The sequence below is a fragment of the Megasphaera sp. UBA4382 genome (assembly GCF_002391155.1).
GTDB lineage: Bacteria > Bacillota > Negativicutes > Veillonellales > Megasphaeraceae > Megasphaera > Megasphaera hexanoica.
The window spans coordinates 19,824-44,726 of record NZ_DGRS01000031.1; the positions used below are offsets into that span (position 1 = coordinate 19,824).

General features: G+C 49.9%; 24 protein-coding genes. 18 read left to right on the forward strand and 6 right to left on the reverse strand.

Annotated elements, in window-relative coordinates:
- The first annotated feature begins 52 nt into the window (after positions 1–52).
- From B4H10_RS03660 to B4H10_RS03695, 8 genes are all read left to right on the forward strand, one after another.
- Positions 53–1,582 carry a cobyric acid synthase gene (locus B4H10_RS03660; protein WP_292018192.1) on the forward strand — a complete coding sequence of 510 codons (1,530 nt, stop codon included), beginning with the start codon at positions 53–55 and terminating at the stop codon, positions 1,580–1,582.
- Entirely contained in the window at positions 1,582–2,532 is a 951-nt protein-coding gene (gene cbiB, locus B4H10_RS03665; RefSeq protein WP_292018206.1) for an adenosylcobinamide-phosphate synthase CbiB, read from the forward strand. Before B4H10_RS03660 ends, cbiB begins: the two co-directional genes overlap by 1 nt.
- Positions 2,526–3,383, forward strand: a complete 858-nt coding sequence (locus B4H10_RS03670; protein ID WP_292018193.1) for a GHMP kinase — start codon at positions 2,526–2,528, stop codon at positions 3,381–3,383. Before cbiB ends, B4H10_RS03670 begins: the two co-directional genes overlap by 7 nt.
- 4 nt (positions 3,384–3,387) lie before the next feature.
- Positions 3,388–4,467, forward strand: coding sequence for a threonine-phosphate decarboxylase CobD (gene cobD / locus B4H10_RS03675; RefSeq protein WP_150824482.1), 1,080 nt, complete (start codon positions 3,388–3,390; stop codon positions 4,465–4,467).
- A 267-nt stretch (positions 4,468–4,734) separates the two neighbouring features.
- Positions 4,735–6,075: a branched-chain amino acid transport system II carrier protein gene (brnQ, locus tag B4H10_RS03680; RefSeq protein WP_292017851.1), complete on the forward strand. Its 1,341-nt coding sequence runs from the start codon at positions 4,735–4,737 to the stop codon at positions 6,073–6,075.
- A gap of 200 nt (positions 6,076–6,275) precedes the next feature.
- Positions 6,276–6,557, forward strand: a complete 282-nt coding sequence (locus B4H10_RS03685) for a thioredoxin domain-containing protein (protein ID WP_059077245.1) — start codon at positions 6,276–6,278, stop codon at positions 6,555–6,557.
- 206 nt (positions 6,558–6,763) lie between these two features.
- Positions 6,764–7,201 carry an Rrf2 family transcriptional regulator gene (locus B4H10_RS03690; RefSeq protein ID WP_292018194.1) on the forward strand — a complete coding sequence of 146 codons (438 nt, stop codon included), beginning with the start codon at positions 6,764–6,766 and terminating at the stop codon, positions 7,199–7,201.
- A 12-nt stretch (positions 7,202–7,213) separates the two neighbouring features.
- The gene (locus B4H10_RS03695; protein WP_292018195.1) at positions 7,214–7,690 is read left to right on the forward strand and encodes a nuclear transport factor 2 family protein; all 477 of its coding nucleotides are present in this window, start codon (positions 7,214–7,216) and stop codon (positions 7,688–7,690) included.
- A gap of 83 nt (positions 7,691–7,773) precedes the next feature.
- Here the strand turns inward: B4H10_RS03695 and B4H10_RS03700 are convergent, their stop codons facing one another.
- Complete coding sequence (locus B4H10_RS03700) at positions 7,774–8,853, reverse strand: haloacid dehalogenase-like hydrolase (RefSeq protein WP_292018196.1); 1,080 nt, start codon at positions 8,851–8,853, stop codon at positions 7,774–7,776.
- Positions 8,854–9,007: 154 nt separating this feature from the next.
- On the opposite strand from B4H10_RS03700, the gene B4H10_RS03705 reads away from it, so the two are divergent.
- On the forward strand, positions 9,008–9,730 hold the full coding sequence (locus tag B4H10_RS03705) for an alpha/beta hydrolase-fold protein (RefSeq protein ID WP_292018197.1): 723 nt from the start codon (positions 9,008–9,010) through the stop codon (positions 9,728–9,730).
- Here the strand turns inward: B4H10_RS03705 and B4H10_RS03710 are convergent.
- On the reverse strand, positions 9,660–11,030 hold the full coding sequence (locus B4H10_RS03710) for an amino acid permease (protein WP_292018198.1): 1,371 nt from the start codon (positions 11,028–11,030) through the stop codon (positions 9,660–9,662). The genes B4H10_RS03705 and B4H10_RS03710 overlap by 71 nt on opposite strands.
- A 223-nt stretch (positions 11,031–11,253) precedes the next feature.
- Between B4H10_RS03710 and B4H10_RS03715 the strand changes: the two genes are divergently transcribed.
- Both B4H10_RS03715 and B4H10_RS03720 read left to right on the forward strand, forming a co-directional pair.
- Positions 11,254–11,811 (forward strand): flavin reductase family protein, encoded by a 558-nt coding sequence (locus B4H10_RS03715; RefSeq protein WP_075582259.1) that lies wholly within the window; start codon positions 11,254–11,256, stop codon positions 11,809–11,811.
- A gap of 136 nt (positions 11,812–11,947) precedes the next feature.
- Complete coding sequence (locus B4H10_RS03720; protein WP_083237138.1) at positions 11,948–12,142, forward strand: hypothetical protein; 195 nt, start codon at positions 11,948–11,950, stop codon at positions 12,140–12,142.
- Between the two features lie 8 nt (positions 12,143–12,150).
- On the opposite strand, the gene B4H10_RS03725 is transcribed toward B4H10_RS03720, so the two are convergent.
- Entirely contained in the window at positions 12,151–13,071 is a 921-nt protein-coding gene (locus B4H10_RS03725) for a LysR family transcriptional regulator (protein WP_059077249.1), read from the reverse strand.
- 197 nt (positions 13,072–13,268) lie between these two features.
- Between B4H10_RS03725 and B4H10_RS03730 the strand changes: the two genes are divergently transcribed.
- Positions 13,269–14,465 (forward strand): trans-sulfuration enzyme family protein, encoded by a 1,197-nt coding sequence (locus B4H10_RS03730; RefSeq protein WP_070807778.1) that lies wholly within the window; start codon positions 13,269–13,271, stop codon positions 14,463–14,465.
- A gap of 226 nt (positions 14,466–14,691) precedes the next feature.
- The gene (locus tag B4H10_RS03735) at positions 14,692–17,481 is read left to right on the forward strand and encodes a YadA-like family protein (RefSeq protein ID WP_292018199.1); all 2,790 of its coding nucleotides are present in this window, start codon (positions 14,692–14,694) and stop codon (positions 17,479–17,481) included.
- Between the two features lie 174 nt (positions 17,482–17,655).
- Here the strand turns inward: B4H10_RS03735 and B4H10_RS03740 are convergent, their stop codons facing one another.
- Both B4H10_RS03740 and B4H10_RS03745 read right to left on the reverse strand, forming a co-directional pair.
- On the reverse strand, positions 17,656–18,558 hold the full coding sequence (locus B4H10_RS03740; RefSeq protein WP_292018200.1) for a fumarylacetoacetate hydrolase family protein: 903 nt from the start codon (positions 18,556–18,558) through the stop codon (positions 17,656–17,658).
- Between the two features lie 50 nt (positions 18,559–18,608).
- A complete protein-coding gene (locus tag B4H10_RS03745; protein WP_075582264.1) occupies positions 18,609–19,514 on the reverse strand; it encodes a LysR family transcriptional regulator in 906 nt (301 codons plus the stop codon).
- 175 nt (positions 19,515–19,689) lie between these two features.
- Between B4H10_RS03745 and B4H10_RS03750 the strand changes: the two genes are divergently transcribed.
- Together B4H10_RS03750 and B4H10_RS03755 are read left to right on the forward strand one after the other, a co-directional pair.
- Positions 19,690–20,859, forward strand: coding sequence for an iron-containing alcohol dehydrogenase (locus tag B4H10_RS03750; RefSeq protein ID WP_292018201.1), 1,170 nt, complete (start codon positions 19,690–19,692; stop codon positions 20,857–20,859).
- A gap of 159 nt (positions 20,860–21,018) precedes the next feature.
- Positions 21,019–21,546 (forward strand): flavodoxin, encoded by a 528-nt coding sequence (locus B4H10_RS03755; protein ID WP_292018202.1) that lies wholly within the window; start codon positions 21,019–21,021, stop codon positions 21,544–21,546.
- Positions 21,547–21,650: 104 nt separating this feature from the next.
- On the opposite strand, the gene B4H10_RS03760 is transcribed toward B4H10_RS03755, so the two are convergent.
- Positions 21,651–22,484 carry a LysR family transcriptional regulator gene (locus tag B4H10_RS03760; RefSeq protein ID WP_292018203.1) on the reverse strand — a complete coding sequence of 278 codons (834 nt, stop codon included), beginning with the start codon at positions 22,482–22,484 and terminating at the stop codon, positions 21,651–21,653.
- A 184-nt stretch (positions 22,485–22,668) separates the two neighbouring features.
- Between B4H10_RS03760 and B4H10_RS03765 the strand changes: the two genes are divergently transcribed.
- The 3 genes from B4H10_RS03765 to B4H10_RS03775 are packed head-to-tail and all read left to right on the forward strand — an operon-like array spanning position 22,669 to position 24,885.
- Positions 22,669–23,667, forward strand: coding sequence for an aldo/keto reductase (locus tag B4H10_RS03765; RefSeq protein WP_292018204.1), 999 nt, complete (start codon positions 22,669–22,671; stop codon positions 23,665–23,667).
- A gap of 30 nt (positions 23,668–23,697) precedes the next feature.
- Positions 23,698–24,549 carry an aldo/keto reductase gene (locus B4H10_RS03770; RefSeq protein ID WP_292018205.1) on the forward strand — a complete coding sequence of 284 codons (852 nt, stop codon included), beginning with the start codon at positions 23,698–23,700 and terminating at the stop codon, positions 24,547–24,549.
- 57 nt (positions 24,550–24,606) lie between these two features.
- The gene (locus B4H10_RS03775; RefSeq protein ID WP_170088118.1) at positions 24,607–24,885 is read left to right on the forward strand and encodes a cupin domain-containing protein; all 279 of its coding nucleotides are present in this window, start codon (positions 24,607–24,609) and stop codon (positions 24,883–24,885) included.
- Positions 24,886–24,903: the final 18 nt, after the last annotated feature.

Consider the following 24,903-nt stretch of genomic DNA (forward strand, 5'->3'; position numbering starts at 1 on the left):
TTTTCTTTATAATAATGGTGTATGTCTTACACTTTAGAGGTGGTGAATCGATTTGACACAATATATTATGCTCCAGGGGACGAGTTCCCACGTAGGCAAAAGTATCCTGACGACGGCGTTATGCCGTATTTTTTACCGCATGGGACGGCAGGTCGTCCCCTTTAAGGCACAGAATATGGCACTCAATTCATACGTGACCCGTCAGGGACTGGAAATGGGGCGGGCCCAGGTAGCCCAGGCTGAAGCTGCCGGACTGGAACCCTCGGTCGATATGAATCCGGTCCTGTTGAAACCGACGGGAAACAGCTGTTCCCAGGTCATCATCGATGGTCTGCCAATTGGGAATATGTCTGCCCGGGACTATCATAAAGGGTATTCACTCCGTGCTTTTTCCGCTGTTACAGCGGCTCTGGAGCAGCTGAAACAGCAGTATGACACGATTGTCATTGAAGGAGCGGGCAGCCCGGCCGAAGTCAATCTCCGGGACCATGATATCGTCAATATGCGCGTTGCAAAGTATCTCCGGGCACCGGTCCTGCTCGTGGCCGATATCGACCGTGGCGGATCTCTGGCAGCACTGGTAGGTACGCTGGAACTGCTTGAACCGGAGGAACGGGACCTGGTCAAGGGGCTGATTATTAATAAATTCCGGGGAGATATATCCCTGTTTACGCCGGCCGTGGATTTTCTGGAACAAAAGACGGGAAAACCGGTCCTGGGCGTCATACCCTATATAGAGCAGTTGGGAATCGATGAGGAAGACTCGGTTTCTCTCGATGACAAACCACGCGTTCCCCAGACAGGAGATGTACAGATAGCTGTCATCCAGACGCCGAAAATTTCTAATTTCACTGATTTTGACAGCCTGGCGGAAGAACCGGATGTATCGCTGTACTACGTCCGTACGGTAGAGGAGCTGGGAAATCCCGATGTCATCATACTGCCGGGCAGTAAGAATACGACCGAAGATTTGCGCTGGCTCCGGGCATCGGGACTGGCCGGTTGTTTATCCTTGCAGGTGAAAAAGGGGACGCCCGTCATTGGCATTTGCGGAGGATATCAGATGCTGGGACAGTCTATTTATGACCCGCATCATACAGAATCAGATTTTCCGGAAATAGCCGGCCTGGGATTGCTGCCGGTTACGACGACTTTTGCCGACTGGAAACAGACCTATCAGGTACAGGCCCTGTGCCGTCCCTTTTCTTTCATGGGAGAAACACTGCAGGCCGGAAGACTTGGGGGATACGAAATTCACATGGGTCAGACTGACGTGGCGCCCGGTGCTGTCGAACCGTTTGTCGTCTGCCAGCGTTCGGGCAGGGATTGCTCACTTACGGTGGGGACGGCCCGGGAAGATGGTCTTGTCTTTGGTACGTATATTCACGGTCTCTTTGACAATGACCCGTTCCGCCGGGATATGATTAATATCCTGCGCCGTCACAAAGGGCTTGCGCCTCTTCCGGTACAGCGCAATTACCGGGCGGAAAAAGAACGCAGTTATGACCGTCTGGCGGCGGTGACGGCACAGCATCTCGATATGGATACAATATTACGGATAATGAGAGATAGTGGCTTATGATGACATGTTTGGCAGCATTTATAATCGATACACTGATTGGTGATCCCCGTACGCGTCTCCACCCGGTGGCCCTCATAGGAAAACTCATCGGCTGGCTGGACCATCTCTTTTATTCCAGACAGGCCAGACCGCTTATGCAGATGACGGCTGGCATGGTTGTTGTCCTTCTGGTTCTCCTCGTGGTGTTTAATGTGTTGTACATCCTGTACTGGGGACTCGATATTTTGGGAAACGTCTATGTCACGACAGGCGTAGAAGCACTGCTCCTGAGCTTTACTATCTGTCCACGCAGTCTGGCCAGTGCGGCAGGGGAAATTTATACCTTCCTCGCTCATCATCATCTCGGTGCTGCCCGGGAAAAGGTTAGTTGGATCGTAGGACGCGATACAGACCAGCTCGATGAAGGAGAAATTGTGCGGGCGACGGTAGAAACGGTGGCAGAAAATACGACGGACGGAATTATTTCCCCGCTATTTTTCTATGCCCTTGGCGGTCTGCCCCTGGCGCTGCTTTACCGGACCGTCAATACGATGGATTCCATGCTGGGGTATAAGAATGAAAAATATCTCTATTTTGGCCGGGTGGCAGCTCGGTTGGATGATGTATGCAATTTTATTCCGGCGCGGATTACGGGCCTGTTATTTGTCATGGCAGCCTTCCTCCTGCGACTGGATTATAGAAATGCCTGGCGCATGATGCGCCGCGATGCCGCAAAGCATCCCAGTCCCAATGGCGGCTATGCCGAAGCTTCTGTTGCAGGGGCGCTGGACATCCGTCTTGGCGGGTATAATTCCTATTTCGGCAAGATGACCTTCCGGGCCTACATGGGAGATGCGCGACAGCCGCTCAAAGCCCGTCATATCCGCGGGGCAGTGCAACTCATGTATACCGTAACAGTGATGGGAGCAGCCCTTGCCATTTTGTGCTGGGCAGGGAGGGGGCTATGGTGATACGCGTCCGTGTTCCCGGATCCTGTGGGGAACTGGTACAGGGCGTCTGTCATGGGACGCCCTTCCTTCTGACCTGTCCGGTTCCGATTTTCAGCACTGCTGTTGTATCTGACGAACCGGGCTTTTCACGGCTCCCGCCAAAGGCAGCACAAGCCGTGAATCTTACGTTATCATATTTGCACTGTTCGTCCTTTCCCTATCATCTGCAACTTGTTTCGTCCATTCCTCGGGGAAAAGGTATGGCCTCGAGCAGTGCCGATGTAGCAGCAGTGATACAGGCCGTGGCCTGTGCCTGTGGCAGGACACTGAGTGAGCAGGACGTAGGCCATCTGGCGGCTCGTGTAGATCCGACAGACGGCGTTTTTGCCCGGGGACTTTCGCTGATTCAATACCGTCGTGGCAATATCATCCGGTCGTATGGACCGGTCCCGCCCATGAACGTTGCCATACTGGATACGGGTGGCACGGTAGATACGCAGACCTTTCACCACCAGTGGGATAAAACCATGCCGTACCATACAGCTCCGGCTGTGGCTGCGCTCTCCCTTCTCGACAAGGAGCCGACGGAAGAGCAGATTGGAGAGGCGGCGACGATGAGTGCCCTGGCTCATCAGAATATATTGCCAAAACCAGCCCTGCCCCAGCTGATACAGGCTTGCCGGGAAATGGGTGCTTTAGGCGTTAACGCGGCTCACAGCGGTACAGTGTGTGGCGTATTATTTCCTTCCTTCATGCCTGTTTCTGAAGTGAAGCAGTGCATGACCGAATTGACAGCCCGCTTCCCTGATTATACCTTACTAGATGTGGTGCCCCTTATCAGTGGTACTATGGACATAGAGAAAGAAGAGTGACTGTATGATCCGTCCCTTTGAACACGGAGGAAATATATACCGCCATGCAGGCGGCAGGCCTGTACTGGATTTCAGTGCCAATATCAACCCTTTGGGTCTGGCTGAAGGCGTCCGCAATGCCATATCGTCCCATCTGGACGATGTCATTCACTATCCGGATCCTGATTGCACGGCCCTGCGGGAAGCTCTGTCCCGGTTTTATCATCTCCCTGTGGAAACTATCGTTCCTGGAAATGGGGCAGCGGAACTGCTATACTTGTATTTTCATCATTTCCACTTCCGGCGCGTCTGTATTCCCGTTCCGGCTTTCAGTGAATACGAACGGGCTGCCCGGTCTGCCGGGGCAGAGATTGTATATGCTTATCTGGAAGCAGATAAAGCGTTTCAGCCTGATCTGACTGCTATAGCAAGTCAGGTCAAAGATGCTGATTGCATTGTCCTCGGCAATCCCAATAACCCTACGGGAAATCTCATCAGACGGCAGAAATTGATTTCCTTTCTCGAACGGGCGGTACAACGAGGGCAGTTTGTCATTGTCGATGAATCTTTTCTTGATTTCCTCGACGATGGTCCGGATTTCACTGTGGCAGACTTTGCCAGCCAGTCCGGTCAGGTTTTTGTCATCCATTCACTGACGAAATTTTATGCTCTGCCCGGTCTGCGGCTGGGGTTCGGCATCGCACCCGAAGCAGTTATACAGGGATTAATGGAGCAGACGGATGTGTGGCACGTCAATACGTTGGCTCAGACTGCCGGTATAGAAGCCCTTGCAGAAACGGCATATCAAAAAGCATCACGGACACTGGTAAGAGAAGAAAGAGACTGGATGAGCCGGATGTTGTCCTGCATTCCCGGAGTGACAATATGTCAGCCGTCGGTCAATTTCATTTTATGCCATATCAGACAGACGGGCCTGACAGCGACGGTACTGGCCGGACACATGCAGGAGCAGGGCATCCTCATCCGTGACTGCAGCAACTATCCGGGGCTGGATTCCTACTACATCCGCCTGGCTGTCCGCAGCAGGGAAGAGAATGAGTATGTCGTAGAGACAATAAAAGCATGCTTAAAAAATAAAAGTTAATTATTTTAAGAATAACAATAAGAAATCTGGCAATATTATCATATTAACATATCGTTTCAGACATTATAAAGGAAAAATTTCACATTTAAATTAAATGAAGATTAAAGCAAAGTTAAAATAAGGTTAAATATGCAAATTTGCTACTTATAAGGGTAGATAACTTTAAAAATTTATGGTAGAATGAGACAAACAATAAATGAAGCAGAGCTTCTGGTATGTTGTTATTATTCTATATTATCTGTTCTTATAAGTAAGGAGGTTTGACGTATGGGAGGAAAAAAGGGCAATAGAACGATTGCAATTGGCTTAATGTTATTCGCCTTATGGTTTGGTGCCGGTAACCTTATTTTCCCTGCATCCATGGGTCAGGCAGCAGGTACGAACGTCTGGTACGCTGTTGCTGGTTTTGTTATTACCGGTGTAGGCTTGCCGCTTTTGGGTGTACTGGCTATGGGTTATTCGGGCTGCAGCAACCTGCAGGAATTGATGAATCGTGTAGATAAAAGATATGCTATTTTCTTCACGGTCATTTCCTATCTGGCTATTGGTCCTGCCTTTGCTATCCCCAGAACGGGGACGGTTTCCTATGAAATTGCCGTCCGCCCGCTTCTCGATGGCGGCGGTTCCCAGCCAATCATGTGGGCATTCCTGGTGTTATTCTTTGTATTTTCCTGGTGGCTTTCCATCAACCCAGCTAAACTGGTTGACCGCATCGGCAAGGTCCTGACACCGGCTCTGCTGCTCACCATTCTGGCTCTGATTGTAAAATCCCTGATTACGCCTATGGGTGTTCCCCAGCCGCCACTGCCGGCTTATGCTACGGCAACTACTGCACTGGCACAGGGTGCTATCGATGGTTACAATACGCTGGATGCCATCGCAGCCTTCGTATTTGCCATCCTGGTCATCGAATTCGTCAAAGAAGACGGTGCTACGACGAAAGAAGAAATTACCCATGAAGTATTCAAAGCCGGCGGCCTGGCCGTATCGCTGCTCGCTTTCGTCTACGTCTTCGTCGCCTATCTCGGTGCCCAGTCCGTACAGGCCATTTCCATGCAGGAAACGGGCGCTCCTGTTCTTTCTATGAGTGCTCAGATTCTCTTCGGCTATGGCGGCGCTCTGCTGCTGGCAGTCATCGTACTCCTGGCCTGTCTTTCCACTTCTATCGGTCTGATTACGTCTTGTGCAGCGTACTTCCATCAGCTCATCGGCAAGACGAGCTATAAGAATTACGTTACCATTTTTACCATTGCATCCTTTGCAGTTGCAACTGCCGGCCTGAAGACCATCATCGTCGCCGCTATCCCGGTCCTGATGTTCGTATATCCTCTGGTCGTTGCCAACATTATTCTTACCTTTACACATAACCTGTTCGGCGGCCGCCGCTGTGTATGGGTCTGCTCGACAATCTTCACTTTTGTACCGGCTCTCGTAACGGGCCTGCAGACAGCTAAGATTCCGCTGGGACCGATTGATGCCATCTTCAAGGGATTGCCTCTCCATTCCCTCGGTATGGACTGGATTCCGTTCCTCGTAGCCGGATTCATCGTCGGTCTGATTTACAAGGCAGTCGTTCCCGACAAAAAAGCTGAAACAGAAGAAGCGTAAAAACGCATATAGAATGTAATGTAAGAAAACCGGAGCTGTCATGGTGAGACGGCTCCGGTTTTTCTAATTATTTTTTTGTGGAAAATTCATATCAACTATGCTATAGTAGTATTATAAAACACAACGAAAAACGTTTGTTTACCCTGCAGGCAGGGCGGAAATCCTGCTTACAAATATATCATTGGAGGAGTGTGTACGATATGAAAAAAATTACCGCTTTTTATCTGACAGGCTGCCCGTATTGTGCTAATGCCAAAAAGGCACTGAAAGATCTGATTGCAGAAAACCCGGAATATGGGAAAGTAGAAATAGATTGGATTGAAGAAACCCAGCATCCGGACCTGGTGGCTGGTCATCAGTATTATTACGATCCCAGCATGTTCGACGGCTTCCATAAATTATATGAAGCCCAGCCGGGAGAAAGCTTTGAAGAAACAAAAGCCAACGTCCGGCGCGTTCTGGACTATGCATTGAAATATTAACGGAAATAGTAATAGAAATGGGCTCATCACATGATGATGGGCCTTTTATCGTCCAACGATTTCGTCATCCTGACGTCTTTTGGTATTGGAGCAGGGAGCAGGCGGATTACGTATCATATATTTTAGTTGTTGCTCTTTACAATACAACGAAAGTATGATAAGATGTAGCCGTTCGGACAACAACAAATGAAAAAAAGGTGATCCTGTTGAAATTTTCCAGCCGTATGACCGTGGCCATCCATATCCTGCTGTATCTGGAAGAATATGAAAAAGAAGAGAAAGTAACATCTGAAGTCCTTGCCGATACGACCGGTGTGAATGCAGTCAATATACGCAAGACGCTACAGCTCCTGAAGAAAGCCGGGTTTATCGAGATTCGCAGAGGGACTGGCGGTGCCTGCCTTAAAAAAGCTCCTGGAGATATCACGGTGAGGGATATCTTTGGAGCCGTAGAGGATTCTACAGAAGACCTGTTCCATATGCACGAACATCCGAATACGAACTGTCCTGTCGGAAAGTCAATCAAAGGAGTACTAGACCGGCATCTTGATGCATGGAAGCAGCTGTTGTTGCAGCAGATGCAGGAAGTCACGTTAGAAGAGTTGTTTTTAGAGATGCAGGATGAAATGAAGAAACATGAATGAGGAGGAACTTTTATGAAGATGAAAAAAATGAAGAAAATGATGACCCTGATACTGGGGCTGAGCCTGGTTACAGCTATGTCCGCCGGTCCTGCCTTTGCTGCGGATAAGATGCCGGCGTTTAAAAATAACAAGCAGATGGTCGAATATTTCTGGAATCAAGTATTCAATAAGCACAATACTTCTGTCATCGACAGCATGACAGCTCCAAACTATATCCAGCATAGCCCGGGTTTTGCTGATGGACGCCAGGCTTTCGAAGATGGTATTCAGGGATTCCTTAAGGAATTTCCAGAAAGTAAAGCAGTCATCAAGCATATCGGTGCTGATGGAGACCTCGTGTTCATCCATAACCATATTACGCTGAATGCTTCGGACCGGGGGCAGGCGGCAGTCGATATTTTCCGTGTCAAAGATGGAAAAATCGTAGAGCACTGGGACGTTATCCAGGATATTCCGGAAAAAGCAGAAAATAACAATACTATGTTCTGATTGAATCTGCCGGGAGCATGAAAAAAACTGGCATGGGACATGTAGAGTATGTTCTATGCCAGTTTTCCTTATTTTGAAGTTTTTTAATTTGTTTTCTTTACATTATCCCCGTAGATAGTTTTCCAATCATTTTTCATGGAAATGGTATTCCAGCCATTTTCGTCGGATGTCTTCTTATCCCGTTCTGCCCGTTCAGGACGACCGTATTCACGTTGCGTATCGTCGCAGAGAACATTGAAGACTTCTGCTTTATAGGGATTATCCTTTAAGGTATAGCGGAACATAGAATAATCGCCGCTGCTGTTGCCAAAGGCCAGGACCGGCTGGATTCCGATTTCCCGGACGATGGAGGATACTTTATTCATCTTTTCATTTACCCGGTCCAGCGTACCGTACTGAATGGTATCTTCGTATGTCATCTGGTAGGAACCGCCGTCTGTATTTCCCTGATGACTGGCGACAATCTGTGGATCCGAACCGATGATCTGATCAGGACGGATATGGATGACATCGCGGGTCAGTGCGCGGACGAGGGGACGGTCCGAAGCAGAGACGATGTAACACGTAAAGTCATTGGACTGCAAATAGGAGATGACTTCTACCATAGGCATATAAAAGGCTTCGCCATAGGTCAGGTTGGTCAGGCCGATGACCGGCTTTTTCATGAATCCCTGCGCATAGGTGTCCAGGGACTGCGGCGTCATTCCGGCTAGTCCGGCATATAGTTTATTGTACAAATTATTGTCGATTTCCGGTGGAACGGGCTTGCGCTGGGAAATGGCATCCCAATAGTCCTGGGCAAATTTTTTATCTTCTGCCGATACCTGACAGTTCGGATCGTGAAGGACCCGGTCAGCATAAAATACACCATCTGTGTAGGACGGCGTCCGTTCACCTAACAGAGTCCCATCCATATCGAAGACGGCCAGGCGGTGTTCTACGGGAATGAAATGAGGACTCTTCGGATTGGTTACATCCTTTACATATGATACCAGTTTTTCCTTAGCGGCGGAATCGCGGTTCCAGTACTGGAAGTTTCCTGCTTTATTGACGTGGATGGCTGCCAGCTCAGCCCGGCTGGCCCCTTCAATCGTTCCCGTCATGGTGAAACTGGTCAGCATAGCTGTGATGGCTAAAATGGATGCAAAGTGTTTCCTCTTCACAATGATCACCTCATGATTATAGAATTTGTGCTTATTATAACACGAGAAATCATGACAAACAACCAGGACAGATAAAATAAGTACTGTCCCATTTTGTTTACGTTTTCATACCATGACTTGAAATAGCATGAACACGATAAGGAAGGTGAATTTCTTGGACAAGACGATATATTCTATTGACGGTAGAGACTGTCTCTTGTATTCGACAGGCAAGCCGGCATATATGCTGGTCCAGCCTGTCGATGACCACGACCGGGAAGTGCTGGATGAGCAGGTTACAGCTATTGCCGAAGCCTCTCAATTGCCCTTCGTATTTGTGGCATTTCCTGTGGTGGACTGGAACGGGGAATTATCTCCCTGGGATAGTCCGGCTGTTTTTGGACCGGATGACTTCGGGCACGGCGCGGCGGGAACTCTGTATTTTGTAGAAAATGAACTTCTGCCAGCTGTCCGAACACAATTTCACTTGTCTGACGAAGTGCCTGTCATATTAGGGGGCTATTCTCTGGCAGCTCTCTTTTCTTTGTGGAGTGGCTGGCAGACCGATATCTTTTCAGCTGTTGCTGCCGCTTCCCCCTCCGTCTGGTTCCCTGGCTGGTTGGACTATGCCAGGCAGCAGCAGCCAATGACGAAAGCCGTATATCTGAGTCTGGGTGATAGAGAAGAACGGACGCGAAATCCCATCATGGCGACGGTAGGAGGCTGTATCCGTCAGCAGTATGCGCATCTGGAAACGATGCCCCATATCCAAACCACGTTAGAATGGAACAAAGGAAATCATTTCCAGCATACGGGTCAGCGTTGTGCTAAGGCTTTTGCCTGGTGTATGTCGGCATTGGCGAAGGAGACAGACGGCGCCAGCAGCACCAGAGGATAGCCAGCCAGACAGGCATGATGAGGACGGCTGTGAGCATGTCCGGCATCTGGGTCATCATGAGTACGATGAAGCAGAGGAAGGCAAGGCAGAAATAGTCTGCTGCCGGGTACCAGAGAGACGGAAATTTCGTCGTCCTGCCCATTTTCTGGCGGTAGGCCTTGAATTTCAAGTGCGTCACGATGATGGTGACCCAGTTGATGATAGTAGCGCCGACTGTAAGGGACAGGAAGTACATGAAAATTTTTCCCGGGAAGAAATAGGTTACGGCGACGACGAACAAGGTAAGGCCCGAGCACAGGCAGAGCGTGTGGACTGGTACACCCCGGGCCGACAGCTTCCTGAACCATTGCGGGGCATGACCTTCTTCTGCCAGTCCATAGGCGATGCGGGAATTGCCGTAAATTGCCGAGTTATAGACGGAAATGGCCGCCGCCAGGACAACGAAATTGAGGAGATTCGCCGCAGACGGAAAGCCCACATTGGTGAAAATCTGGACGAAAGGGCTGTTCTGCGTGCCAATCTGATTCCACGGCCAGAGGCTCATGATGACGACCATCGTACCGATGTAGAAGATGAGAATGCGCCAGATAATCTGATTGATTGCCTTGGGCAGGGAGCGTTCGGGATTTTCTGCTTCTCCTGCGGTGATACCGATTAATTCGACGCCTCCAAAAGAAAAGATGACCGTTACCATAGCCAGACAGAACCCCCAGATTCCGTTTGGCAAAATGCCTCCATAGGCCCAAAGATTACTGAAATCCTGCGGAAATGGCCGGCTGTCCTGAGCAATAAGCCAGGCCCCGAGAAAAATCATGCCTATGATAGCGGCTACCTTGATGAAGGACATCCAGAACTCCGTTTCACCGTAAGCGCGGACATTGACCAGGTTGAGGCAGGTAATGGCGATGAGGCAGACAAGAGCTGTGATCCACTGGGGCAGGTCCGGGAGCCAGTAATGGACATAAATGCCGACAGCTGTCAATTCAGCCATGCTGATGATGACGTAAGAAAACCAATAGTTCCAGCCCAGCATAAAACCCGGAAAAGAGCCCCAATACTTGTTGGCATAGTAACTGAAGGAACCGGATACGGGTTCTTCTACAGCCATTTCGCCTAACATGCGCATGATGAGGAAAATGACGATGCCACAGATGAGATAGGCTGCGATGATGGATGGGCCGCCCAGGGAAATCGTCGATGCCGACCCATAAAATAAACCGGTGCCAATAGCGCCGCCAAGAGCAATCATCTGAAGATGACGATTCTTCAGGCCGCGCTGCATTTGAGATTCTTTTTTCATATATATGACCTCCTGACTAAAAAAAACGACCGCACGAAAGATTACACCCAAGGTGGTGTACCCCTTCATGTGGTCGTTTGACGATGACATTCTGCTTATTAGTATAGAACAAAAATGTGGTTTGTCAATCGAGCAGATTTTGTACGGGCAGAGGCCTGTCTTCCCGTCAGGTGGTCAGATAGTGTATACTAAGTAAAGAATAACTGATAAGGAGGTATATCTGATGAGTGTAGAATTTGAAGGGAAGAAGGCGTGCATCGCGCCGGAAGGGGTATTCATCATCGGAACATATGATGAAAAGGGTGTACCCAATGCCATGAATGCGGCCTGGGGTTCCCAGTCGGATTACGGTGAAATCACGCTCTTTCTGGCAAAGCACAAGACGACGGACAACATCAAGCACACCAAGGCCTTTACGGTAGCCTTCGCAACGAAAGATACGGTGGACATTGCCGATTACTTTGGCGTAGAAACGGGCAACAAGGTGAATAAGATAGAAAAAGCAGGCTGCCACGTCCACAAGAGCCTTCATGTCAATGCCCCGATTATCGAAGAATTTCCGGTCACACTTGAATGTGAATGCACCAGCTATGATGACAACACAGGCATTCTCGTAGGCAGAATCGTAGCCCAGCAGGCTGATGAATCGGTTCTGACTGACGGCAAAATCGATTACGACAAACTGCAGCCCATCATCTTTGACATTTCCACCATGACCTATCGCCTGATTGGCCCCGTCGTAGGCCAGGCCTTTCATGATGGATTGAAAATAAAAAGATAAGGCCTTCAGACAACATCAAAAAGGGGGCTGTAACATAATAGCCTCATCTAAAAAAATGGACTCAGTTATCTGAGCCCATTTTTTAAGCAAAAGAGGCCCCAAAGGGCCTCTTTGCTGGTATAATTATTACAAGCGAGTGGAAAAAGGGATAGCTAAGCTAAAGGAAAAACGGCGGCAAATTCAGGAACAGATGCTGGCTTTCACTTCCCAGTCGGAAATGCTGCTTCATCGTATGAAACAAAATGAAACGACGCATACGGAAATCGTGAAACGGCAAAGGGAAGACCTGAAGGCCTGTCAGATGAAATTAGAAAAGTTGCTGGAGGAATGATATCAGCATTATCTGCCCGGATTGTAAGTCTTTAGTGATTGCTGGATGCCCTGTATGAGAGCATTGATGATTTCGTTGGATGGCTGTGCATGGAGCTGTACATAACCAATCTGAGCCTGTACGGTGAGACCTGACAAGGGAATGGCGGTGATGGCCGATGGCATGACTGCCGGGATGAGGCAGCCCGTGCCGATGTTCAGGCAGTCCGTACTGGCCAGAAGGTTGTTGGTCGTCCCCCGGTCGTATGAATAGATGATTTTGTCATGATCTTTCAATGTGACCAGTTCTTCGTCGGCGTATCTCGTAGCTGCGGATTGGGCATACTGAATCAGTGGATAAGGTCGTATATCGTCCAGTGTCACCGTCTGGTGCTGGGCCAGGGGATGATGGATATTCATGAATACGTGAGGGATGACAGGGCATAATACGTGGAATGACAGGCCCCATTTGTCCAGTACCTGATGGATGTAGTGGCTATTTTCTTCAGTGATAGCAACGATACTGAAGGCACTTTTTTTTAAGTATACGTCTTCCAGTGCCGTAATGGTTTCCGTTTCTTTCAGGGAAATGGTGTAGCGTTCCTGTTGAAAAGTATGGAGAAAATGGATGAAGGCATCGATGACAAAAGCATAATGTTGGCAGGATATCTGCAGGTGGAGCCGTGTCACATCGTTTTTTATGAGATAATGGTTGCGCAGTTCGTCGGCATCGGCAAGGACTTTATCGGCCAGTTGTAAAAATTCGATGCCTTCTGCCGTCAGGCTCACCCCACGGCGGGATCGGTCAAAGAGCGTAATGCCAAATTCCTTTTCCAGGTCCCGTATGGCTTCGGACAGACTGGGCTGGGATATGTACAGACGGACGGCTGCCTGATTCATAGAACGGCAGCGGGCGATTTCTTTTACGTATAATAACTGTTGTAGACGCATAGTGCACCTCATTACATAATAGATAATACCTATTACTGATGAAATAATTTTTATTAGTAAAGTAACTCGTTTTATGATACTATAACCGCATAGGCAGGTCAATGAATGTATGATGGACAGACTGAATAGATACTTAAAAATATGTGGTACTGTCACATCGGTTTTATCTATATAGTGCCTGATGAGGGGGAATAGTCATGAGTACAAGTCATCTTACAACCAAGTTGTGCCGGGCGGGGGAACATGAACTGGCCAAAGAAATAGCGGAATCGGTATCGGTTCCCAAAGTCATTCCTATTTACATGAGCAGTGTCTTTAGTTTTGACGATGTGCCTACGCTGGACAGTGTCTATGAAGGTAAAAAATCCGGTTATGTGTACAGCCGCATGGCAAATCCGGGCCTTGATGCGGCTCAGGATGTGCTGCGGGCTGCCGAAGGATCCGATGGGGCTATCGTTTTCAGTGCCGGTATGGCTGCCATCATTACGACTATCATGAGCAATGTGAAAAGTGGCGATCATATCGTATCGTCGCCGGTTCTGTATGGCGGTGTCTACGATTATTTTGCCAATGAACTGCCACGGTGGGGTGTAACCGTTGATTTTGTCGATTTTGATACGGAAGATATTGAAGCTCATATCAAACCGAATACGAAGCTCGTCTATACGGAAACGATAGCCAACCCGCTCATGGAAGTTACGGATATCCGCAAAGCGGCAGCTGCTGCTCATGCGCACGGATGCAAACTCGTCGTAGATAATACCTTTGCTACACCGGTCGTCTGCCGGCCGCTGGAACTGGGTGCCGATATCGTCGTCTACAGTGCCACCAAGTACCTGGGCGGTCATAGTGATTTCACAGGCGGTGCCGTCTGTGCCGGTGCGGCGGATATTGCCAATATCCAGAAATATGCTACGTTGTACGGTGACCTCCTGAGCCCATTTGACTCGTTCCTCCTGACGCGCAGTATGCGCACTCTGGAGCTGCGTGTCCGCCAGCATAGTGAAAATGCACTGAAAGTGGCGCAATTCCTGGAACAGCATCCCAAGGTGGAAAAAGTATATTATGCAGGTCTTGAAAGTTCTCCCTATCATGACCGGGCTGTCTCCCAGTTTACCGATGGCATGTGCGGCGGTATGGTCAGTGCCGACATTGCCGGCGGTGCTAAAGGAGCAGAAGATTTTATTGCTGCCTGCCAGTACATCAAATTTGTACCGAGCCTGGCCAGCTTCTCGACGACCCTGTCCTATCCGGTCAAGACAAGCCACAGGGCCTATCCGCCGGAAGAACTGAAAAAATGTGGCATCTCGGCCAGCATGATCCGGTTCTCCATCGGTATAGAACACGCTGACGACATCATTGCTGACATGGATCAGGCGCTCAGCAAAATCTGATATATGTAAGGTAAAGAAAACGCCTCAGAAAGTGACATGGCTTTCTGAGGCGTTTTTATATTCTATGCGTTTTTTGTACGTTTCTTATAATACCATGATGTCTATCTGGAAGAATCATGAATAATAAATATAAATAATATAAATAAAAAAATAATATTAAATAAAAAATAATCGATAAAACTGTAACAAAATAACACTTTATGGTATAATACTTGATCAGAATGCCGTGAAGTATGATGATTCCAACAAGTCAAAAATCACGCTGGGCGGTGAAGGTGGCACGACTATCACCAATGTAAAGAGTGCTCTCGATGGTGCCAAAGATGAAAAAGGTAAAGATGCTACGATTGCTACAGCAACCGGCGATGCTCTGAAGAATGCAGCTAACCTTGGTGATTTGCAGAAGGTCTATAATGACATCAATACAAAAGCTGAAAATGCCAGTGCTTCCCATACGGCTCTGACCGTAGAAGGTGGTACGTCAGCTGGTACAAAAGATGAAAAGACGAAAGAAGACGTCTATGCTGGCAAGAACATCCTGCTCCATGAATCCGCGGATGAAAATGGCAAGGTTACGTATGATTTGAAGCTGGCTAAGGACATCAGTATCGGCAAGCCGGGCAAAGACGGCGAAGATGGTAAGATTGGCATCGACGGCAGGGATGGCCATATCGGCCTGAACGGCTCCGACGGTATCACCGTCCGCGGTCTGGATGGTGAAAATGGTACACCGGGCAAAGATGGTGTCACCATTACCGGCCCGAAAGGTGAAGCTGGTAAAGATGGTGTCGGCCATATCGGCCTGACAGGCCCTGCCGGGACGAACGGCAAGGATGGTGCTTCCATTGATATCACCGTCAAGAACGGCTATGATGGAGCAAATGGTGTCAACGGTAAAAATGGTGTGGATGGAACGAGCCTGACCCGTATCGTTTACACAGATGGTGCCGGTGAATATCAGGTAGCTACCATGGAAGACGGCCTGAAATTCAAGGGTGATGATACGACTGTCATTAACAAGAAGCTCAACAGCACTCTCGATATCATTGGTGGTGCAGACAGCAGGAACTTGACGGAAGGCAACATCGGTGTCAACAGCACGGATAAGGGTCAGCTGAAGGTCCAGCTGGCAAAAGACCTGAAGGGCATCACGTCCATCGGCAATCAGACGACGACTAAGGTTGACGGCAAGGATGTAACCACCGGCGCTAAGATTACTCTTGGTGCTGATGGCACGACTACCATTTCCGGCGGCGATGTTAATGTCAGCGGCAATAAGATTACCCATGTAGGCAGTGGCATTGAAAAAGATGCAAATGGCAAATATACCGTTACAGACCAGAACAAAGGCAATGCCGCCAACATCGGCGATGTTCAGAACATGGTCAATGATGCCAAGACAGAATTGATCAGTGGTGATAATGGTCTGAATAACAAAGCCAATATCGATGCATCCAACATTGGGGCTAATCTGAAAGGTGAAGATGGCAAGACTCCGGCATCTGATGATGAAAAGACTACAAATGAAAATGCCTGGGGCAAGGCTATCGGTACTGGTAAAATTGAAGCCAATAATGGCCAGCTGGTAACGGGTGATACCGTCTATAATGAAGTCCGTCCTAAGGAAGATGGCAACTATGTGAAGACAAATCAGACTACGGGTGCAAATCTGTCGGCTCTCGATAGCAAGATTGGCAAACTGGATGAAACGAAAAAGTACAATTACATTGATTCGAAAGAATCTACCTCTATTTCGGATAATCTGACCAAACTGGATACGCAGGTCAAGAAAAATGCCGATGATATCACGAACATCAATAATTCAATTAGTTCGCTTAATCAGAATGCCGTGAAATATGATGATTCCAGCAAGTCAAAAATCAGCCTGGGCGGTGAAGGCGGTACGACTATTACCAATGTCAAGGATGGCTCTGTTAAAAAAGACAGTACGGATGCTGTCAACGGCGGTCAGCTCTGGCAGGTAGATCAGAAGGTTGATACGAACACGACGAACATCACCAAGAATGCTGGCGACATCACGAATCTGAAGAATCTGTCCAATATCACAGATGCCGGTAAGACGGTCATCAAGAATTTGTCGAAGGATGCCGTGCAGATTAAGGCCGGTACGGCAATTACCGTTGATGGCAAAGTGGATGAAACGACGGGCAACAAGACCTATACAATCTCTGCCAACAATAACGGTAAAGTCGCCAAAGACGATGGCAACCTGATTTCTGGTGATACGCTCTATAAGGAAGTCCATGTCGATAGCGATGGTTCCTATATCAAGAGTAACAATACAGTCGGTCAGAACCTGTCTGCTCTGGATTCGGGCCTCAAGACGACGAGTGACCTCATACACACGAACGCCAAGGGTGACACCATCCAGATTGGTGGCAACAGCACGGCTACGAAGATTGATGTCAGCGGAAAGGATAAGGATGGCAATACTACAGGCCGCGTCATCACAGGAGTCATGACAGATGGCAAAGATCTGACCAGTGCGGCAAATGTCGGCTATGTCAACGGTATTACCAGTGCCAATACACAGCAGATTTACCGCGATATGAACAATGCCTATAGCCGTCTGGATACGAACATCAACAGAGCGGCAGCCGGCAGCAATGCTTTGGCGGCTCTCCATCCGCTCGATTTCGACCCGGCTGATAAAGCCAGCTTCGCCGTCGGTTACGGCCATTACCATAACGCCAATGCAGCCGCTGTCGGTGCCTTCTATCAGCCGAATGCCAATACCATGGTCAACATGGGCATTTCTCTTGGCAATGGCGACCCGGGCTTCAATGCCGGTGTCTCCTTTAAGATTGGCAAAGGCTCCGCATACAACGGCGTCAGCAAGGCTGAAATGGCACAGACAATCCATGATCAGGCTGAAGAAATCTCGGCTATTAAAGCGAACGATGCAGCCAAGGATAAACGAATCGATGCCCTGGAAAAAGAAAACCAGGAAATGAAGAAACAGATTCAGGAAATCCTGTCCCGTCTGAATGGATAAGTAGTACGTGTCTGCATAACGAAAATAGAACAGACAAAAAGAAACCAGCCATAACGCAACACAATTGCGTTATGGCTGGCTTTTTTAGTGGTGGCCTTTATAATCTGAGTTCTCATATGTAATTCAGAAGAGTATAGCAGGGCAAACTGTTTTTTCTATACTGGAAACAATCCTTTATTTTACCGTGTTTTTCAATGTACCGATGGAAGAGATGGAAATTTCTACAGTGTCTCCCGAATGAATGTAGCGGGGCGGTTTGAAGCCGGCGCCGACACCTGATGGTGTACCCGTCGAAATGATATCACCGGGCTGGAGTGTCGTGCCCTGGGATAGGGTGGATATGAGCGACGGAATGGGGAAGATGAATTCTTCTGTCGAGGCATCCTGGCGGACTTCGTCATTGACTTTGGTCACGATAGTAAACGTATCAGGAGCAGCATCGCGAAGCAGGATGCAGGGGCCCATGGGGGCAAAGGTATCGAGGCTTTTACCGTGGAACCACTGGCCGTGATTGCGCTGCAGGTCACGGGCGGTTACATCATTCATGATGGTAAATCCATAGACGTGATTCATGGCTTCGCTGACGGGGATGTCCTTGCCGCTGATGCCGATGATGACGGCCAGTTCTCCTTCATAGTCCAATTCTTTCGTTACCTGCGGATGAGAATCGATGGTATCTTCCGGCCCGATGACGCAGGTCGGGGCTTTGGTGAAAAACTGGGGATATTTTGGCAGGGAATCGAGTTTTTTCTTATGAAATTCTTCGATGTGTTCGGCATAGTTTTCACCGACGCAGAAGATATTTTTCGTAAGCTGCGGCAACGGGGCCAGAATGTGTACCGTGGCCAGCGGTTTGGCTTTCACGGCCTGGGTCTTTTCGTTCTGTTCGAGGGCATCGGCCAGGGCCAGCAGGCCTTCATTTCCCTGCTGGATAAATTCTGCCAATGTTTCCGGAAGAGGGGTAAAGAACGCCTCTTCTAAGGCAATAGCGCTGTATACTCCTGTTTCTTCGGTATCCAGCACGCCCCACTGAACGAATCCCAGGTCTTCAAAAGTAATCAGTTTTTTTATCATCATAGCTATCTTCTCCTTGTCATATTTGTTTTATTATATCATAATTCATTGCGTCATGTATTCTCTGTATCCGTATGTGGACAGCTTTCCTTTAGCAGTCGTAAAAAGACTTCGCATGGTTTGGTGAGAAGCTGGTATTTTTTCCAGACTACGAGACAGGAAAAGGAGACGGCCGGCTTCAGGGGGACAAAGGCCAGATCGGGTGTCTGGAGCTGGAAAAACTCGTTGATGCCGATAGCACTGGTAATACCTGTCCGGATAAGCTGGGCTGCATTGGCGATGAGATCGAAGCGTCCGACAATCTGCAGGTCCTCCGTTGTCACCTGTCCTCCGGACCAGGTACGGACATCAAAGGCAGCCGTTGCTGTCCGTGAAGACGTGAGCAGGGGGATATCCTTCAGGATGTCCGGTGTAATGGCCGGGAGTTTTGCCCAGGGGTTGTCGCTGCGGGTAATGATTCCGACCGTATTGGTTTCAGGCAGACGGAGGTATTCGTATTTTTCCGGATTGAACGGCTCGATGAACAGGGCAAAGTCGATGAGACCATGGACCAGTCGTTCTTCCACCGTATCGGCATTTCCCGTAAAGAGTTCGCACGTGACACCGGGATGCTGACTATGCAGCCTGGCAAAGGCATCAGTCAGGAAATGAATGACCGGAGTCTCCCCGGCACCGATGCGGATACAGCCAGTCAGTTCCAGCTGATCATTGTTGATTTCGGCTTCAGTCTGGCGAACGAGGGACAGGATTTCTTCGGCCCGCTGCCGGAGATGGATTCCTTCCTCTGTCAGGTGGGTATTGCGGTTGGTCCGGATGAAGAGCTGTTTACCTAGCTCCTTTTCCAGGTCGGCCATCTGTCGTGATAGTGTCGGCTGGGTGATGTGCAGCATATTGGCGGCTCCGGTCATGTTTCCTTCTCTGGCGACGGCCAGAAAATAGTGTAATGTCCGCAATTCCATGGCAACACACTCCTTTCTTTTTTGTTTAGTATACGGCAGGTCTGTCCATTTGGCAATGCTTTTTACGTATTTCCGGATATAAAATATAAGTTTTTTACATTTCATACTTTTTTTGGTAAGATAAGAGCATGAAATGAATTGATTCTGGTATTTACAGAAAGGATGAAGAAGACTCATGTTAGGGAATTTCACATACTGCAATCCGACGAAACTCTATTTTGGCAAAGATGCACTGGAAAACCTCCACGGCGAACTGCAGAAATACGGTAAGAAAATCGTCCTGGTCTACGGCGGCGGCTCGATCAAGAAGAACGGGATTTATGACGACGTCGTCAAAATCCTGCAGGACGAAGGCAAAGACGTGGCAGAAATCGCCGGCGTCATGCCGAACCCGACGATCCACAAGCTGCGCGAAGGCATCGATATCGCACGGCAGCACGGCGTGGACTTTATCCTTGCCGTCGGCGGCGGTTCCGTCATCGACTATGCCAAGGCACTGGCGGTCTCCGTACATTGCGGCGAAGACCCGTGGGATACATATTTCATCCGCTTTGAAGAACCGACGTGCAGCATCGTCCCTGTCGGCGATGTCCTGACCATGGTCGGCACGGGCTCTGAAATGAACGCCGGTTCCGTCATTACCTATCCGGAAAAGAAACTGAAGATTGGCCATGTCTTTGCTGACGAAAGCGTCATGCCCCGTTTTTCCATCATGAATCCGGTCTACACCATGACCCTGCCGAAATATCAGATGACTGCTGGCATCTATGACATCTTCAATCACATCTGCGAACAGTATTTTTCCGGTGAAGACGACAATACCAGCGACTATCTGGCCGAAGGCCTCATGCGCAATGTCATCGAAGCCAGCCGCAAAGCCGTCGTCGATCCGACGGATTACGAAGCACGCTCCAATCTGATGTGGGACGCCACCTGGGCTCTGAACACGCTCATCGCCAAGGGGAAATCGACGGACTGGATGGTCCACATGCTGGGCCAGGCCGTCGGCGCCTGCACGAATGCCACGCACGGCATGACGCTCTCTGCCGTGTCCCTGCCGTATTACCGCTTCATCATGAAAAACGGTCTGCCGAAATTCGTCCGCTTCGCCAAAGCCGTATGGAATGTCGATGCCGACGGCATGAGCGATGAAGAAATCGCCGCAGCCGGCCTGGAACGCATGAAGACCTGGATGCAGGAACTCGGCCTCGTGCTCCACATCAAAGAACTCGGTGCGACAGAAGACATGCTCGACGACCTCGTAAACGGCACGCTGATCCTCGACGGCGGCTATCGAGTCCTGACCAAAGACGAAATCAGGGATATCTTCCGGCAGGCCATGTAAGGGAAGGGAACGTGTTTTACGTCTAAAAAAGTCATTGCTGACGGCTATTTCGACTGTCAACTACTCCCGACTAAAGTCGGGAGTAATTGACTTATCGCTTGTTACAATGAAACTGTAAAGAATTAAGGCTTTTGGTTTTCGGAATGAAGGAGCATGACGATGAAGAAGATGCTGATTGTTTATTATAGTTGGAGCAATGGGAATACCGCGAAGATTGCGGCTCAGCTGCAGCGGGTTGCCGGCGCTGACATGGAACGAATTGAAACGCTTCATCCTTATGAAGGCAGATATGACGATGTCGTGGCTCAGGGCCAGCGGGAAGTGAACAGCGGCTTCATGCCGGAAATTAAGGCCCTGCCGTATGATCCGGCGGATTATGACGTCATTGCCGTAGGTACGCCGACTTGGTGGTATACGATGGCGCCGGCGGTCAAGTCTTTTTGGGCGGATCATGATTTCAGCGGCAAGCAGGTCATCCTTTTCCAGACCCACGGCGGCTGGCCCGGCCATACGCTGAAAGATATGGAAAAGGCCTGCCGGGACGCGTCTTTCGGTCCGTCGCTGGCGGTACAGTTCGATTCGACCGGCGGCAGTAAGTTGGTGACAGCTGCACAGGACATCGATGATTGGATTGAGGAAGTAAAAGCCGTTCATCGTAGTTCGTTCGTCGAGGGAGATAGTTTATAGTTTGCAGTTTGTAGTAAAAACATTGCGATGCGCCAGCGAGCCCGAATCGCAAACAATGAACGATGAACGACCTACGATGAACGACGAAAAAGGCCCTTGCCGCGTTATGCGGTGAGGGCCTTTTTCAGCTTCCACTCTGTCTTTTCCCAGAAGCAGGCGTAGTAGGTGACCTGGACGCTGGCGTCTGCGATGGGGACGACGACGCGGTCCGGCGGCGGTCCTTCGCGGCGCAGGCTGAGGTCAGTGACGAAGGAGGGGAGGACGGAGAATTTGACGAGTTCATTGAAAGCTTCGTTTTCCTGAATCAGAAATTTTGTCTCCGGCATGGCTTGCTTCACGATGGGGCCCCAGAACCCCAGGTTCGGCCGCAGGAGCATAGTTTCACCGTTGACGTCCGTTAGGTGCAGCCCTTTCCGACTGGCCAGGGGATGGGCCGGCGGCAGGGTGAAGCAGAGATGTTCCTGGCCGATTTTGACGCAGGTGAGGCCTTTTTCATCGAGAGCATAAGGCAGGACGATGAGCTGGTAGCTCTGGTCGTGCAGCTTTTCTTCGAGTAGGGTCAGATCCCGGATTTCTGAAGCGATAGTCATCTCCGGAAAGGACGCCGAGAGCTGGGGGATGAGACGCCAGAGCGGCGCCGGTGCGCAGGAGCCGATGAGAATCGTATGCCGTGCCCGCTCGTGGGCGACGAGACGTTCTTTCATTTCTTGTGCTTCCTGAACGACTTTGTGCGCATAGGCGACGGCGAGCCGGCCGTTTTCATTGAGAGCGATTTTATTTTTCTGCCGGCTAAAGAGCGGCACGGAGAGCTCGGCTTCCAGGCGCTGCATAGAACGGCTCAGGGCCGGCTGAGACAGGTGGAGTTTCTCGGCCGCTGCCGAAAGAGTGCCGCACTCCGCGACGGTCAGTAATTGTTCCAGTTGATTGAGTTCAAACATCGTATCACCTCTTCTGTCAGTGTAGCACAGAAGAGGTTTTTTTGAAAGATTCAGTATGCGTTTAATTTATACTGCTCTAACGAACCGGAACTGTACTTTACCAGCATCCTGCCGTATGATAAGAGCTGTAAGAAGCAATGAAACAAAAAATGCTCTACGTTTTATTTATAAAGGAGAGACATTCATGAAATCTCGTACCTTAGGAAAAGACTTTACCGTATCGGCTGTCGGCCTTGGCTGCATGGGCATGAGCCACGGCTACGGCAAACCGAGAGATAAAAAAGAAATGACCGAACTGCTCGCACAGGCCGTCGATTTTGGCTACACCTTCTTCGATACGGCCGAAGTCTACGGCACGCCGGACAATCCGCATGCCAACGAAACGCTCCTCGGCGAAGCGCTTAAGCCCTTCCGCAATCGCATCCAGATCGGCACGAAGTTCGGTATCCATTTCGACCTGGACTCGCCGGCGACGAACAAACCCATTGTTACCGATGCCCGTCCGGCGGTCATCCGCCAGTCCGTCGACGCGTCGCTGCAGCGCCTGCAGACGGACCACATCGACATCTACTATCAGCACCGTCAGGACCCGAAAGTTCCTGTTGAAGAAGTCGCCTCCGTCATGGCCGACCTGATCAAAGAAGGGAAAATCCTCCACTGGGGCCTCTCTGAAGTCGACGCCGATACGCTGCGCCGGGCCCACGCCGTCTGCCCGGTCACGGCTGTACAGAACCGCTACTCCATGATGGCCCGCTGGTATGAACCGATGTTCCCGGTCCTGGAAGAACTGAACGTCGGCCTCGTCGCCTTTTCACCGATGGCTAACGGCCTCCTCAGCGGCCGCTATGACAGTCATTCCCACTTCGAAAAGGGAACGGATTACCGCAGCATCATGCCCCAGTTCCAGGAAAAGAATATGGAAAAGAATCAGGAACTCATCCACTGGATCCAGGAACTGGCTCACCAGAAGAATGCCACGCCGGCCCAGATTTCCCTGGCCTGGATGCTTTGCAAAAAGCCCTGGATCGTCCCCATCCCGGGTACGATGAACCTGGGCCGCCTCAAGGAAAACGGCGGCGCCGCCGACATTGTCCTCACGCAGGATGAAGTCCGCCGCATCGATAAAACGTTGGAACAAATCGACATGTCCGACGTTTTTGGCGGTTCGAAAGTAGAAAAATAGATTGGTAAGCACTTAGAAAGGAAGATTCTTATGGAATATACAACTTTAAGCAACGGCGTCAAAGCGCCGCTTCTCGGTCTCGGCAATTTCCAGCTCAGCCTGGCAGATACGGAAAACGCCGTCTATGAAGGCATCCGCTCCGGCGTCCGACTGATCGATACAGCCAACGGCTATCTCAACGAAACGGCTGTCGGTCGGGCCGTAGCCCGGGCTGTCGATGAAGGGCTGGTCAAGAGGGAAGACCTCTTCATCTCGACGAAGCTCTGGCCGACGGTCTATGAAAGTGAAAGCGCTGTCGACGATACGCTAAAACGCCTGCAGCTCGATTACGTCGACCTCCTCTTCATCCATCAGCCGGCCGGCAATTTCCTCGCCGGCTACGAAAAGCTCGAAAAAGCCTATCGCGAAGGTAAGGCCAAATCTCTGGGCATTTCCAATTTCCACGATGCTAAGTTGGAAAAACTCCTGGCAGCGGCAGCCATCAAGCCTCATGTCATCCAGCTGGAAGCCCATCCGTACTACGCCCATCACGCTCAGATGGACCGTCTCAAGGAATACGGCACGAAGCTCATGGGCTGGTATCCCCTGGGCCACGGCGACGCCGGCCTGCAGCGTGAACCGGTCTTCGTGAAATTAGCGGAAAAATACGGCAAGAGCCCAGCACAAATTATCCTCCGCTGGGCTGTCCAGATGGATATCATCACTATCCCGGGCTCGAAGAACCCTGACCATATCCGGGCCAATTTCGATATCTTCGATTTTGCCCTGACGGAAGACGAAATGCAGGAAATCGCCAAATTAGACGGCACGAAGCGCTACTATCACCCCAGTGATTCTCTGGAAGAAAGCTACGCCCAGATGCCCCTTCATTTTCAGGAATAATGGTTGCTTTTAAAAGTCACGCGAGAGGAGATTATATCATGGAATATGTTACCTTAAATAACGGCGTTCCCGCAAGGGACGTACAATCGTTGGCATAGTCATAAGACAGGACAAATTCTAATTGCCACCGACGGCATCGGTTATACGCAGACCTTAGGCGGTGCCGTCCAGGTCATGCATCCCGGCGATGTCGTCTATTGCCCGCCCGGCGTCATTCACTGGCACGGCGCGGCTCCGGGCAGCCATTTTGCCCATATCGCCATCAGCCCCGAAGACAATCACGATGTGACCTGGTATTTCTTCCCGAAGCTGGAATATGAAAAGCTAGGCTTTTAACCTAATCCGCCAGAAGTC

Excerpts from the sequence above, each read along its gene's own strand:
- B4H10_RS03755 (WP_292018202.1), top strand. The coding sequence starts at position 21,019 with ATGAAGAAGATGCTGATTGTTTATTATAGTTGGAGCAATGGGAATACC.
- B4H10_RS03695 (WP_292018195.1), top strand. The coding sequence starts at position 7,214 with ATGAAGATGAAAAAAATGAAGAAAATGATGACCCTGATACTGGGGCTG.
- B4H10_RS03670 (WP_292018193.1), top strand. The coding sequence starts at position 2,526 with ATGGTGATACGCGTCCGTGTTCCCGGATCCTGTGGGGAACTGGTACAG.
- B4H10_RS03715 (WP_075582259.1), top strand. The coding sequence starts at position 11,254 with ATGAGTGTAGAATTTGAAGGGAAGAAGGCGTGCATCGCGCCGGAAGGG.
- cbiB (WP_292018206.1), top strand. The coding sequence starts at position 1,582 with ATGACATGTTTGGCAGCATTTATAATCGATACACTGATTGGTGATCCC.
- B4H10_RS03740 (WP_292018200.1), bottom strand. The coding sequence starts at position 18,558 with ATGATGATAAAAAAACTGATTACTTTTGAAGACCTGGGATTCGTTCAG.
- cobD (WP_150824482.1), top strand. The coding sequence starts at position 3,388 with ATGATCCGTCCCTTTGAACACGGAGGAAATATATACCGCCATGCAGGC.
- B4H10_RS03770 (WP_292018205.1), top strand. The coding sequence starts at position 23,698 with ATGGAATATACAACTTTAAGCAACGGCGTCAAAGCGCCGCTTCTCGGT.
- B4H10_RS03760 (WP_292018203.1), bottom strand. The coding sequence starts at position 22,484 with ATGTTTGAACTCAATCAACTGGAACAATTACTGACCGTCGCGGAGTGC.
- B4H10_RS03725 (WP_059077249.1), bottom strand. The coding sequence starts at position 13,071 with ATGCGTCTACAACAGTTATTATACGTAAAAGAAATCGCCCGCTGCCGT.
- B4H10_RS03730 (WP_070807778.1), top strand. The coding sequence starts at position 13,269 with ATGAGTACAAGTCATCTTACAACCAAGTTGTGCCGGGCGGGGGAACAT.
- B4H10_RS03750 (WP_292018201.1), top strand. The coding sequence starts at position 19,690 with ATGTTAGGGAATTTCACATACTGCAATCCGACGAAACTCTATTTTGGC.
- brnQ (WP_292017851.1), top strand. The coding sequence starts at position 4,735 with ATGGGAGGAAAAAAGGGCAATAGAACGATTGCAATTGGCTTAATGTTA.
- B4H10_RS03685 (WP_059077245.1), top strand. The coding sequence starts at position 6,276 with ATGAAAAAAATTACCGCTTTTTATCTGACAGGCTGCCCGTATTGTGCT.
- B4H10_RS03745 (WP_075582264.1), bottom strand. The coding sequence starts at position 19,514 with ATGGAATTGCGGACATTACACTATTTTCTGGCCGTCGCCAGAGAAGGA.
- B4H10_RS03710 (WP_292018198.1), bottom strand. The coding sequence starts at position 11,030 with ATGAAAAAAGAATCTCAAATGCAGCGCGGCCTGAAGAATCGTCATCTT.
- B4H10_RS03765 (WP_292018204.1), top strand. The coding sequence starts at position 22,669 with ATGAAATCTCGTACCTTAGGAAAAGACTTTACCGTATCGGCTGTCGGC.